This is a genomic window from Bryobacter aggregatus MPL3 (assembly GCF_000702445.1).
Lineage (GTDB): Bacteria > Acidobacteriota > Terriglobia > Bryobacterales > Bryobacteraceae > Bryobacter > Bryobacter aggregatus.
On the sequence record NZ_JNIF01000003.1, the window covers coordinates 2,399,893 to 2,411,984 of the forward strand.

The 12,092-nt window shown below is 56.1% G+C and carries 11 protein-coding genes; 7 read left to right on the plus strand and 4 right to left on the minus strand.

Annotated features, from left to right (window positions below):
* The first annotated feature begins 271 nt into the window (after positions 1–271).
* The 6 genes from M017_RS0111390 to M017_RS0111415 all read left to right on the plus strand — a co-directional run bounded on the left by M017_RS0111390 (position 272) and on the right by M017_RS0111415 (position 6,146).
* Complete coding sequence (locus M017_RS0111390) at positions 272–3,346, plus strand: hypothetical protein (protein WP_162179895.1); 3,075 nt, start codon at positions 272–274, stop codon at positions 3,344–3,346.
* Between the two features lie 54 nt (positions 3,347–3,400).
* Positions 3,401–4,057 (plus strand): outer membrane beta-barrel protein, encoded by a 657-nt coding sequence (locus tag M017_RS0111395; protein ID WP_080507655.1) that lies wholly within the window; start codon positions 3,401–3,403, stop codon positions 4,055–4,057.
* 121 nt (positions 4,058–4,178) lie between these two features.
* Positions 4,179–4,559, plus strand: coding sequence for a sirohydrochlorin chelatase (locus tag M017_RS0111400; RefSeq protein WP_080507656.1), 381 nt, complete (start codon positions 4,179–4,181; stop codon positions 4,557–4,559).
* Positions 4,547–5,251: a ferredoxin--NADP reductase gene (locus M017_RS0111405; protein WP_031498004.1), complete on the plus strand. Its 705-nt coding sequence runs from the start codon at positions 4,547–4,549 to the stop codon at positions 5,249–5,251. The genes M017_RS0111400 and M017_RS0111405 overlap by 13 nt, the downstream gene beginning before the upstream one ends.
* A gap of 5 nt (positions 5,252–5,256) precedes the next feature.
* Positions 5,257–5,508, plus strand: coding sequence for a hypothetical protein (locus tag M017_RS0111410; protein ID WP_031498006.1), 252 nt, complete (start codon positions 5,257–5,259; stop codon positions 5,506–5,508).
* Positions 5,508–6,146: a cyclase family protein gene (locus tag M017_RS0111415; protein ID WP_031498008.1), complete on the plus strand. Its 639-nt coding sequence runs from the start codon at positions 5,508–5,510 to the stop codon at positions 6,144–6,146. The genes M017_RS0111410 and M017_RS0111415 overlap by 1 nt, the downstream gene beginning before the upstream one ends.
* Before the next feature lie 463 nt (positions 6,147–6,609).
* Here the strand turns inward: M017_RS0111415 and M017_RS0111420 are convergent, their stop codons facing one another.
* From M017_RS0111420 to M017_RS0111435, 4 genes are read right to left on the minus strand one after another with little or no spacing between them, the layout of a single operon-like run.
* Entirely contained in the window at positions 6,610–7,581 is a 972-nt protein-coding gene (locus M017_RS0111420) for an aldo/keto reductase (RefSeq protein WP_051669879.1), read from the minus strand.
* Between the two features lie 14 nt (positions 7,582–7,595).
* Positions 7,596–8,822 carry an SH3 domain-containing protein gene (locus M017_RS0111425; RefSeq protein WP_031498011.1) on the minus strand — a complete coding sequence of 409 codons (1,227 nt, stop codon included), beginning with the start codon at positions 8,820–8,822 and terminating at the stop codon, positions 7,596–7,598.
* 18 nt (positions 8,823–8,840) lie between these two features.
* Complete coding sequence (locus M017_RS0111430; protein WP_238325866.1) at positions 8,841–9,863, minus strand: NAD-dependent epimerase/dehydratase family protein; 1,023 nt, start codon at positions 9,861–9,863, stop codon at positions 8,841–8,843.
* A gap of 48 nt (positions 9,864–9,911) precedes the next feature.
* A complete protein-coding gene (locus M017_RS0111435; RefSeq protein ID WP_031498014.1) occupies positions 9,912–11,246 on the minus strand; it encodes an inositol-3-phosphate synthase in 1,335 nt (444 codons plus the stop codon).
* Positions 11,247–11,320: 74 nt separating this feature from the next.
* Here M017_RS0111435 and M017_RS0111440 point away from each other — a divergent pair, with 74 nt between their 5' ends.
* Positions 11,321–12,091, plus strand: coding sequence for a LytR/AlgR family response regulator transcription factor (locus M017_RS0111440; protein ID WP_031498016.1), 771 nt, complete (start codon positions 11,321–11,323; stop codon positions 12,089–12,091).
* Position 12,092: the final 1 nt, after the last annotated feature.

Below are 12,092 nucleotides of genomic sequence, written 5' to 3' on the forward strand. Positions count from 1 at the left end.
AGGCTAACTGCCGAATCAATAACTATAGACGGCCTAAGGTCGCGGGAATGTGGAATGAATGCAACTGGAAAGGAGAACTCGAAATGCTTGATGCCTCAATGTTTCGAATCATCTGTGCTGTGCTCGCTGTCAGCCTGCTTGGACTGATTGTGTTGCGCCGTAAAAAGAACGTAGACGAGTAGTGAATTTAGGGCCGGGTGTTCCCGGAGGGAAACGAGAAACCCCCGGCCTTCCCAGTTCGGAGAGCTGACCTATGAAAGGCAATTTCGGCATGAGATTGGCATTGCAGTTAAAAAAATGGACTTCGAATGGGCTGAGGTTGGCATCCGCCACCGCAGTTCTGGCCAGCTTCCTCTGGGCCAACGGGGCGGGCAGCGCATCCGCCGCGACATTCGGAACGCCAATCGTCATCGGGGGACAAGCGGCAGATCTGGCGCTCGATGAGCAGCGCGGGGTCCTCTATATCGCAAACTTCACCGCAAACCGGATTGAAGTGATGTCTCTGGCCACAGGCAGTATCCAAACTTCGATGAATGTGGCGCCGCAACCAGGATCGATCTCGATCTCACCGGATCACCGTTGGCTCCTGGTTGCCCATTTCGGGAATTTCGCCACCCCGAATCAACCTCGCAATGCTCTGACGCTCATCAACCTCGACAATAACCAACGGCAGACCTTCAGTTTGTCGGCGGTACCGCTCAGCGTTGCTTTTGGTTCCGACGGGAACGCCCTGGTGGCCACCTCAAATGCTTTTCTCCTGTTTGATCCGGTCACCGGCGCCACTCGTACCTTGCTGACCATGGCGGAGTTGGCGTTGAAAACGCTGCCGCAGCCTTTCAATAACTTTCCCCAGAATATTGTGGCCAGCTCGAGTCAGGCGACCAAGGATTTCACACGGATCTACGGCGTGATCCAAGGCTCGGCTGCTGACACCGAGGTGATTGTGTATCGCTTTGATGTCGGGCAGGGCCTGATCGTCGGCGGCCGGGTTTCAGAGCCTGCTCTGGCTCCGCGGACGCTGAGTCTGAATGCAAATGGAACGAATGTACTCGTTGGTTGGGCGCTGCTCGACCAGAACTTTACGAACATTGCCCAGTTCCCGAACGCGAGCGGGGTTCTGAATATTGGCGGGCACGTGATTGATAGTGCGCGTGGTCTGATCTATGCGCAGATGAATGAGACGATCACCTCATCGAGTACTGGCACGTCGAGCTCAGGGCCGACGATCGATCAGGAAAAAATTTTGCAGGTCCTCGACGCCGATAATCTGACGGTGCGCGAACGGATCAAACTGCCTGAAAACCTTGCCGGAAAGGCGATTCTGAGCAGCGATGGCAATACGATGTTTGCCAACAGCGATAGCGGAGTCATGATCCTGCCGGTCGGCGACCTCTATAAACAACGCAAAGTGGTGCCGAGCGTTTCCGATTTAGTCTTCCAGGGGAATTTCTGCGATCGCCGCGTGGCGGTGCAGACCTTTGTGATTGGCGACTCCAGCGGCCAGTCAACCGACTTTGCTTTTGCGAATGTGCCGAATGGAGTCACCGTCAGTCCGCTGACGGGCACGACACCGGCGACGGTGACGGTGAGTGTCGATCCCCTTACTTTTAGTAACACGCGGGGCACGGTCGTCCGCTCCCTGGATATCGTTTCCGACGGCTCGATTCTCCGGAGCGCGAAGCTTCGCCTCCTGATCAACTCCAAGGAACCGGACCAGCGCGGAACGAGTATTCATGTGCCGGGAACCTTGGTGGATATTGCTTCCGATCCGACGCGAGACCGCTTCTTCATCATCCAACAGGACACCAACAGTGTGCTGGTCTTCGATGGCACCACCTATCAACAGTTGGCTACGTTGCGGACTGGCAACACGCCAACGCAGTTGGCCTTCAGTTTTGACAAACGCTATCTTTTGGTTGGCAATGATAACTCTCAGGTGATCTCTGTTTTTGCACTCGACACCTTGCGTCCGCAGCCCTCCATTCAGATGCCGGGTGGCCACTATCCACGCAGCATTGCAAGCGCCGCGGGTACCACGCTGGTGGCAAGCCGTGTGGCCGGACCCATCAATATGATCTCGAGGGTCGACTTTGTGTCCCGAACTGCGACTGCGCTGCCGACTCTCGATACCTTTACGAATGACATCAACGTTGACACCGTGTTGGTGGCCTCGCCGAATGGCGCTAAGATCATGGGCGCCTCCAAGGATGGCACCACCTTCCTGTTCGATGGCAATTCCAACTCTTTCGTGACCTCCCGCAAAGATGTCACCGTGTTGGGTGGCGCTTATGCCGCTTCCAGCTTTGATCAGTTCGTTGTCGGCAACTTCCTTCTCAATGGATCGCTGGTTCCAACGAAGCGTTTGGGGCCCGACACCCAAACCACCTACGGCTTCTCTTTTGTCGACAACCTCGGGTTCCGGCTGACTTCTGCCGGCGCTGATGGACCCGGAACGATCCAGCGTCTGGTCTTTCCGACCGCCACTACGCAGATCGGCACACGAACGGTGGAGTCGCCGGTGCTCTCGAATGCAACGACGCAACCCTTCATTCGCACTATTGCTCCGCTTTACTCGCGGAACGCAATCGTTCTGCTGACGGTGTCTGGTTTTACCGTCCTGCCCTGGAGCTATGATGCGGCGGTTGCTACTCCGCGGATTACGAAGGTAACCAACCTTGCTGATGGCTCGACCGCCATTGCGCCAGGAAGTCTGGTGAAGATTGAGGGAATCGATTTAAGCCCCATCAATCAGGCCAGCCGTGAGCGTCCGTTGCCGACGGCGCTGGGCGAGAGCTGCATTACGGTCAACGGGCAGCCGATCCCGCTCATTTTCGTTAGCGGCCATGAAATCAACGCCCAGATTCCTTACGAAGCGGTGGGAAACACAACCTTAATTCTGCGCACGCCTGGAGGGGTGAGCGATAACTATAACTTAAACGTTGCCTCGACGGCGCCGAGTATCTTCCGTACCATGCTTGAGGGCATGGAGGGACAGGTGGCAACGATTGTGAATGGCCGCAATGGTCTGATCGTCACCAACTCGAACCCGGTCAAGCGCGGCGATACGATCGTGATTTACCTGACAGGGCTTGGAAAGACAAACCCGGCAGTCGATTCCGGACTCAGTGCCCCGGTTGATCCTTTGGCGAGGGCGCTTGTCGAGCCGAAGATCAGCATTGGCGGTGTGGAACAGCCGGTGAGCTACGCCGGTTTGACGCCGGGCGAGGTGGGGGTCTATCAGATCAATGCGAAGATCCTGACCTGGACTCCGACGGGCTTCACGGTTCCGCTGACCATCAGTCAGGGCGGATCGGTCACAACGCTCAATGTGCGCGTCATTGAATAGAACATTTTTGGCCAGAATTGTTTTCCTTTACAATCTGCCTAGAGGAGTTTGCGAATGCGGAAGTCGTGTATCCATACCCTGAGGGGTATCATTTTGAGCCTGGGCCTGCTGGCCGCGCTGCCTGCGATGGCGCAGCGCTGGGAATTTGGCGCTGGCGCGGCGGGCACCTTCTATACATCGAAGGATGTATCCACCAGCAGTCTGAAAGCTTCGGCTGGTTTTAACAATGGCTTCGGTTTCAGTGCATGGCTCGGCAACGATATGCACAAGTACCTGGGCGGCGAAATCCGCTACATGTATCAGAACAACGACCTGAAGCTCCAGCAAGGAGGGACAACCTATACCTTTGGTTCCCGGTCGAACACGATTCACTATGATTTCCTGCTTCATACGGCTCCGCGTGGCTCGCGGCTTCGCCCCTTTGTGGCGTTTGGTGCTGGCTTCCGGGGGTATGAAGGGACAGGGCGGGAAGTGGCCGTGCAGCCTCTGAACAATTTTGCGTTTTTGACAAAAACCAAGGAATGGGTTCCTGTGGTGTCAGTGGGTGCTGGTATCAAGTTTATGCCGGTGAAGCACTTGGCCCTTCGCGCAGAGTTCCGGGACTACATTTCTCCGGTGCCGACCAAGGTGATTGCCCCGGCTCCCGGGGCGAAGCTTGATGGCTGGTTCCAGAACTTCGTCGCCCAGTTCGGTGTTTCGATTCTGTTCTAGATCCTCTTGACCGCAAAAGGCAAAGATACCTCCCGGCTTCGGGAGGTATCTTTTTTAGAATTGCGGCCTCTGCGGAAGGAACGCTTGGTCGAGCAGCCCTCTCTTTCGCGAGAATAGAGATATGGCAACCGGAGTTATAGTTTTTGCGCATGGATCGAGTGTGGAGAGTGCGAATGAAGCGGTCCGCATCGTTGCTCGTACGATTACGGACGAAGGTGGCTTTGCGTTGATGGCTACCAGTTTCCTGGATGGCGGAAAGCCAGATCTCCGCGGCGCGGTGGAAGATCTCCTGGGGCGGGGCGCAGACCGCATTCTGGTTGTGCCATATTTTCTGACGGTTGGCTTACATCTGAAGCGGGATCTTCCCGAACTCATCGCCAAAATCCAAGCGGAGCGGCCTGGCTTACCCATTGCGGTGACGCCGCCCCTTGACGGGCATCCGGGTTTGGGAGCGATTCTGCTCGATCGTGCAAAGGAGGGTGTCGCACAATGGCGCTCGTAGAGTATAAGGCTCGTCTGGTCGAGATCCGGGATCTTGGACCAGGGATCCGGCATTTCCGATTTGAGTTGCCCGATACGGAACTGTTTGAATTTGTTCCTGGGCAATGGGTTTCGATGACTGAACTCGTTGATGGGAAGAAGACGACCCGCGCTTATTCGATTGCGTCTCTGCCTGGCTCTAACCAGTTTGAGATCTGTTTGAACAAGGTAGATGATGGCGTGTTCTCGCCGCATCTGTTCTCGCTGCAGCCCGGCGATCTAGTTCCAACCAAGGGCCCGGTGGGGTCCTTTGTCTTGAAGTCAAAGGAGCGGGAAGCGATCTTCGTAGCCACCGGAACAGGTGTGGTTCCTTTCCGGCCCATGCTGCGCCAGGTGGATTATCTCGAGCACGGCGTGCCGGCGACGCTCATCTTTGGCGCACGCTACACACACGGCTTGATGTTCCATGATGAGTTCCAGGCGCTTGCCGAACGGCATCCGAACCTGCACTACATCCCCACCGTCACGCGTCCCGAAGGCGTCTGGGCCGGTAAGATCGGACGTGTCCAACCCTTGTTGTGGGAAGTGATTGGAGATCGGACAGACCTGGATGTCTATGTGTGTGGCTTAAAAGAAATGGTGGAGAGCGTGCGCGACGAACTGAAGGCGCGCGGCTTCGATCGCAAACAGATCATCGTTGAGAAGTACGATTAGAAAACATGCAGATCAGCGGATCGCGGATGGCCGCCCTTGTTCTATTCGACCTCATCCTTTTTGGATTCGTCGCATTTCTAATGTTGCAGTGGTTGCCCAAGCCACTCCGTCCGCTAGACTACTTTCTGGTGGGCGGGGTCGCGACATTGGTGAGCCTCCTGGGTGTTTGGCTGCTTCTCCTGCGAGAAGCCCCCAATCGCACGGAAGTCCTCTACAAAAAGCGCGCCCGCAAATTAACACCTGAGGACTTGGATTGATGGCCTGGCGCTATTGGGATATCAGCGTTGCGTTGCGCGATGGAATGGTGTGTTGGCCGGGCGATCCGCTCCCGCGTATTGAACAGGTTGCTGCCATCGATCAAGGCGATGTCTGCAACCTCACCCGGCTCGACATGAGTGCCCACACGGGCACACACATGGATGCCCCGCGCCACTTTGTTCCGGCTGGCTCCGCGATCGACCAACAAGACCTCGACGCCCTGATCGGCCCGGCCCGGGTCGTCGAGATCCACCATCCGAATGCAATTGGGCGCGACGAACTCCGCCAACTCCATCCCCAGCCTGGCGAACGCCTCCTCTTCAAGACGCGCAATGCGAATACGGACTGGAATAGCGCGGTCTTCAACAAAGACTTCATCTACCTGTCGGACGAAGGGGCTCAATATCTGGTCGCATGCGGCGTCCGCACCATCGGAGTCGACTATCTCTCGATCGGCGGCTTCCACCACGACACTGTCGAGACTCATGTCACCATTCTGAGCGCCGGAATCTCCGTTATTGAAGGCCTCGATCTGAGCGCGGTCGAACCGGGTGATTACGAACTCATCTGTTTGCCACTCAAGATTGCTGGAGCGGACGGCGCTCCCGCCCGCGCGCTTCTCCGGCGGCCTGCCTAAGTTTTGGCGGGTCGATTGCTCCCTGAATGGCATGTGACTCTCTGCTGCCATGCTGCTGGGGGGCTCTCTTTTGGCACAAGCCCTCTAGCTCCAACTCTGGCCCCAGAAGGCGTATCATACCAGTGCGCTCATTCCAGCACAGTTGCGTCTCACGGCGCTCACAGGCTCTGCGCCCACTGCCCCGGTCTACAGCGTCCGTCTCCTTCTTGAGCCACATTCCATCTGGGGCAGCGTTTCGATGCCCTGTTCTGATTCCAGTGCTCTTGGTGCCGCCTCCAGGCAGATCATTCTGAATCGCGATCTTCCCCCGTTGCGGCCTGGATGGTACCGGGTCGCGGCTGTCACTGGCTCCGTCACTTCCAATTGGATTAGCCTCACCATTGTTCCAGCGTCGAAGGCATGGTTGCGGCCACTGTGCAGCATAGCCTCTTCCACCTGAAGCCCGAAGGCAGCTCAGACTCCGCTAAACTTCGGCCGGATCTCCATCCCGATGTACCGCATGATGCATGGCGGTGGATTCCTTCTTCTTATAGCTCTCGATCTTCGAACCCACCGGGCCCTTCGAGGTGCGATCGAGAATGGACGACATCTCCGCCGGTGTCATCTTCTTTAGGGTCTTCAACACTGCGACGTTCTGCTCCAACTGATCGACAGATTCCACACCTGACACCAAGGTATTCGGATTCTGAGTCCAGGCAAAGCGCAGGCACTCCTCGATCGTTGCAATGCGCATCTTCGTGATGCTCCCGATTGCATTGCTCTTCATTCCGATCAAGCCCAGCCCACGCTCCCGAACCTTCGGGTGGACATTCTTGATGAAACTCAGATAATGCGGATCGATGAGATTTACCGGGCACTGCACCGTTTCCCAGCCGTTGTAGCCATTCAGCAGCGCCAGATGCGTATTGGGGTCGGCATGGCCGGTGAATCCGATGTGGCGCACCTTGCCTTGCTCCTTGGCCTTCACAAAGGCTTCGAGCGAGCCGCCGGGGCCGAAGATCTGTTTCACTTCCTCGAGCGTCACCACTTCGTGGCATTGCCAGAGATCGAGATAGTCCGTTTTCATGCGGCGCAAGGTATTCTCCAACTGGAGCATGGCGCCGTCGCGGGTTCGATTCTCCGCTTTGGACATGAGCAGTACGCGCTGGCGCAAGCTGGGGGAGTCCCCGAAGACTTTGCCGTAAGTCACGTCGCTTTCTCCGTTGTGATACTTTGCGGCGGAGTCAAAGAAATTGACTCCCAGTTCCAGCGCCCGGCGGATGATACGGATGCCACCGATCTCGCCCCCCACGCGCATGTGATAGCCGCCGACACAAATCTTGGAGACTTTCAATTGCGATTTGCCAAGGACGTCCATCGGCATCGGTGTTTGTGCCAGGGCGGCCGAAGAGATGCCGAGTGCGGCACTGGTATTGAGGAATTCGCGACGCTGCATGTCGCGATTGTAGCCTAGTTCAACCAGGGGATTAACTTTTTGAAACGATTAAGCCAGGACACTTCTTCTTTTGGCGGAAGAGGTGCGCCCGTGGTGAGCAACTCTTCGTCTTTGGGCCGCTCATAGGGCTGTTTCGAGAGCAGCTTCACGCGCGTTCCATCGAAGGCATAATGCTTCTGCACCAGTTGTCCTTCTTCTTCGACGATGATCTTAAACTCGGGCCGCGGTTTGGACAGATCCGTCGTGGCAGGGAAGAAGCCGCGCAGGTTCCGTTCGCGATAAGCCGTCTCGTAACGATGGCGGCGCGTGTTGTAGGTGAAGAGGCGCAGACCGTCAAAGTCAGTGGGGGCGTAGCGCTGGCTTTGCGTGGTCCAGAGCCAGTGGTTGTGCTTGCGATCCTCATCCATCACCTCGCCCATTGAAAAGTAGGAGGTAATCCGGCTGCCTTCCGCATATTGGGCGACGTCGTCCGGCACTTCGAGAAAGAGGCCATTGGTCAGCACCCAGCCAACCTTGCCATCCTTGGTGCGTATCAGCGAAAGGTCATCCATCTGTTGGGTGGGCGCCGTCGAGGGCTTGGGATTGCCCTTTTTGTCGAGTTCGGGCACTACGGTGGTGCGGGACATCTCGAGCCAGTTCTCTGGAACCTTCGGGGTCGGGGGAGCCGGAGGCGGTTCAATCTTGGGTGGCTTCTTCGTGGAGCGCTTCCGCTGCGAGATCGGGGTGGGCCGATCATCTTCGATGTCGATCGTTTCGCCTTGGTAGGGCACGCGAACCACCACGCGATGGCCGATCACGTCGAAGTGCTCCTTCTCCTGAATCTGGAGAAAGGTGGGAGAGTAGCGGTTCGGATCGGTATGGACGTTCAGGACATCGAAGACCGTGGCGCGTCCCAGTGCGGGAGTGTCTTTGTACTTCTTCGACATCGCCTCGAGCTCGTCCATCTGCTTGGCGCTGATGAGCAGACGCAAATCAACCCAGCCCACCATATTGTTCTTGAGACGAACCTGGACATAGCGGCGGCGGCGATCCACGATCTCGAGCCGGTCTCCATGCTTGACTGTGGTCACCACAGGAGAACGGAGAGAAAGTTCCTGCCGGATGGGGAGCTCATTCGGACCGGCAAAGGCTTCCCCAATCACCCGGTAAACGGGACCCTCCTTCTCCTGCTTCTTACAGGAGAGGAGGGTCAATAGGAGGGCAAAGATGACGAACGAACTGACGCGGGCTAGCTGCAACATCTGCTAGTCCTAGTGTAGTTATACAGCTTGCGCGAGTTCGAGCAAAGAATCCTCAAATGAGTAATCAATGCGCTTGCGCTTGACTGAATTGCGAAGATACCAGCGATAAGTTTCCTTCAGGCCAGTGGCAAAATCACGCGGCTTCAGCTTCAACATCCGCTGGGCTTTGTTGGTCACCATGGTGATCGGAGCCACATCGAAGTAATAGCCGAAGTAGAGCTGAGGACCCATCGGATGTCCACCAGCCATCGCAATCTGACGGCGCGGCACCCGGATGATTTCCGGCTTCTTCCCTGTCGCCGATGCGAGAGCGTGAACCACTTCCTCCTGCGTGAGCGGCCGCGAGTTGGCGACATTGAATGCGTTGCCTACTGCTTGAGGATGCTCCAGCACTTTTTGACAAGCGAGGATCAGATCGGCCACGTGAACAAACTGCATGAGCCGGCGGCCATCGCCAGGAAGAATGAGCGGACGGCCTGCGCGCAAGCGATCCCAGAAGAAGGCTTCGCGATAGTAGTTGTTCCCGGGCCCGTAGATGAAAGGAGGACGCAAGGTAATCACGGGTACGTGATAGCGATAGAACATGCGGAAGAGCATGCGTTCACTCATCGCCTTATTCCGAACATAGGCATCCGGATGGTCGTCCGGCGCCAGCGCGTCTGCCTCGTGATGATTGAGGCCGTCGCCGTAGGCTGCCACGCTCGACATAAAGATGTACTTCGAGAAATTGCCTTCCATCGTCTTGATGGTGTGTTCGACTTGGGAGGCGTTGGTTCCGCGCTCCCAATCGTAAACATTGTCGAAGACCACGTCGAACTTCTCGCGAGCGAGCACCTTCTTGATCTGCTCCGGATCGTTGCGGTCTGCAACGATGTTGCCGATCTTTTTCTTAAACGGATGCGCCTGCTTGCGGTGAAGAATCGTGACGTCGTTCTTCTGCTTCAAGAGGTTTTCTACCAGCAGGCGGCCGACGAACTGAGTGCCGCCGATCACAAGAATGCGCATGCCGGAGGAATTGCTTCGGGCTAATGATTCAAACACTTTTCTTCTTCAGCTCTTCTTTGTTTAGCTCCGTAAGGAGCGGGTTACTTAGTCGTAATAGTCGAGGCCCAGGTGTGTGATCAGATCTTCGCCGCGCATCCAGCGCAACGTGTTCTTCAGCTTCATCAACTGGATGAACAAATCATGCTCGGGATACAGTCCAGGAGCGGTCATTGGGCCTTTGAAGTAAAAGCTCAGCCATTCCTGAATCCCGCGCATGCCAGCGCGTTGCGCCAGATCGAGAAATAACACCAGGTCCAGAACCAGCGGTGCGGCCAGGATGGAATCGCGGCAGAGGAAATCTACCTTGATCTGCATCGGATAGCCGAGCCAGCCGAAAATATCGATGTTGTCCCAGCCCTCTTTGGCATCGCCGCGAGGAGGGTAATAGTTGATGCGAACCGCGTGGTAGAGATCCTTATAGAGGTCCGGATAAAGATCGGGCTGCAGGATCTCATCGAGAACACTGAGCTTGGTCTCTTCCTTCGTCTTGAAACTGCCGGGATCTTCCAGCACCTCTCCATCGCGATTGCCGAGGATGTTGGTAGAGAACCAGCCAGACATACCCAGCATCCGCGCCTTAAAGCCCGGCGCGAGAACGGTCTTCATGAAGGTCTGACCGGTTTTGAAATCCTTACCGCAAATCGGTAGACTCCTCTCCCGGGAGAGCTCGAGCATCGCAGGAATATCAGTCGTCAAATTCGGAGCACCGTTGGCAAACGGCACACCGCTCATCAATGCTGCATAAGCATACATCTGAGAGGGAGCGATATCCGGATCGCTCGCCTTAAGACCTGCTTCAAAATCCTTGACGCTTTGATGAACCTGCGTCGGCTTCTTAAACGTTTCCGTCGAGCCGCACCAAATCATGGTGGCGCGGGTGGCTCCCGTACGTTCCTTGAAATTCTTGATGTCATCCATCAAGGCCTGTACCAGTTCAAACTTGTCTTTACTTTGTTTGACGTTCGGGCCGTGAATCCGCTTCACGTATTCCTGATCGAACACGGCGGACATCGGTTTGATGGACTCAAGAGGTCCCTTCAACTTGTCGAGGAGCGGCGCATCGAGAACATTTGCGTTCTTGGCGGCCTCGTAGCAGTTGTCGTTATAAATGTCCCAGCCGCCGAACACAAGCTGGTCCAGTTTGGCGAGTGGTACAAAGTCCCGGATATAGGGGGTATTATTGTCAGTGCGCTTTCCCAGGCGAATGGTCGCCAATTGGGTCAGCGAGCCGACAGGCTTGCCCAATCCTTGCTTGATTGCTTCAACACCGGCAATCGTGGTGGTAGCGACAGCGCCGAGGCCGGGAATCAGGATTCCCAGTTTGCCATCAGCAGGCGCAATTTTTACGTTTTGTTTGGGTTCAACGGGCTGGTCGGACAACGGAGAGCCTTCCTTGGAGATTGAGACAGCTTAATTAAAAGGCCGAGGGCACCAATTGCTATACTACCAACCGGATGAGCCTTCGCGCTACGGCGACGATCACGACAGTGTTGGTAGATGACGAGCGACTGGCCCGGGAAGAGCTGGAATTCCTGCTACGCGATTTTGGCGACGTCGAGGTTGCCGGGGTGGCTGAGAATGGCATTCAGGCCCTGGAACTCATTGAAAAGATTGAGCCGGACCTAGTATTCCTGGATGTGCAAATGCCCGGATTAGACGGGTTAGGCCTCATTCGCAGACTTCAGGACAAAAATGTGCAGTTGCCATATTTTGTTCTGGCTACGGCATATGATCAGTACGCAATAGAGGCTTTTCGCCTGGAAGCTATGGACTATCTCCTAAAGCCGATTGACAAGGAGAGATTGGGTGTCACCATCCAGCGTGCGAAAAAGTACCTTTCTGAGTTGCCAGCTCCAGAGGAAGAAAATCTGGTCCGCACGGCTGCTCCGAAGAGCAAAGTGGTGGTTCGCACAGGAGCCAGGAACCTCCTCATTGATGTAGGCGACTTAATTTACGCCACGATCGAGGGTGGTGTCGTCCGCATCGTTGCCAGCGGGGTGACTGGCGAGAGCAGCTATAAGACCATTGATGAGTTGCAAGGCGATCTGGACTCTGAGGTCTTCTGGCGGGTGCATCGCGGCTATCTTGTGAATCTGAACCGCATCCGCGAAGTGAACCCTTGGTTCAATTCCAGCCTGATGTTGAAAATGGACGATGCGAAGGGCACTGAGGTCCCGGTGAGCCGCGCTCACGCCAAGAAGTTGCGCTCATTTTTCAAGTTGTAGG

What these genes read in the sequence shown, in the direction of transcription:
- M017_RS0111425 (WP_031498011.1), bottom strand. Translation starts at nt 8,822, where the DNA reads ATGTTGCAGCTAGCCCGCGTCAGTTCGTTCGTCATCTTTGCCCTCCTA.
- M017_RS0111395 (WP_080507655.1), top strand. Translation starts at nt 3,401, where the DNA reads ATGCGGAAGTCGTGTATCCATACCCTGAGGGGTATCATTTTGAGCCTG.
- M017_RS0111420 (WP_051669879.1), bottom strand. Translation starts at nt 7,581, where the DNA reads ATGCAGCGTCGCGAATTCCTCAATACCAGTGCCGCACTCGGCATCTCT.
- M017_RS0111390 (WP_162179895.1), top strand. Translation starts at nt 272, where the DNA reads ATGAGATTGGCATTGCAGTTAAAAAAATGGACTTCGAATGGGCTGAGG.
- M017_RS0111415 (WP_031498008.1), top strand. Translation starts at nt 5,508, where the DNA reads ATGGCCTGGCGCTATTGGGATATCAGCGTTGCGTTGCGCGATGGAATG.
- M017_RS0111400 (WP_080507656.1), top strand. Translation starts at nt 4,179, where the DNA reads ATGGCAACCGGAGTTATAGTTTTTGCGCATGGATCGAGTGTGGAGAGT.
- M017_RS0111410 (WP_031498006.1), top strand. Translation starts at nt 5,257, where the DNA reads ATGCAGATCAGCGGATCGCGGATGGCCGCCCTTGTTCTATTCGACCTC.
- M017_RS0111440 (WP_031498016.1), top strand. Translation starts at nt 11,321, where the DNA reads ATGAGCCTTCGCGCTACGGCGACGATCACGACAGTGTTGGTAGATGAC.
- M017_RS0111405 (WP_031498004.1), top strand. Translation starts at nt 4,547, where the DNA reads ATGGCGCTCGTAGAGTATAAGGCTCGTCTGGTCGAGATCCGGGATCTT.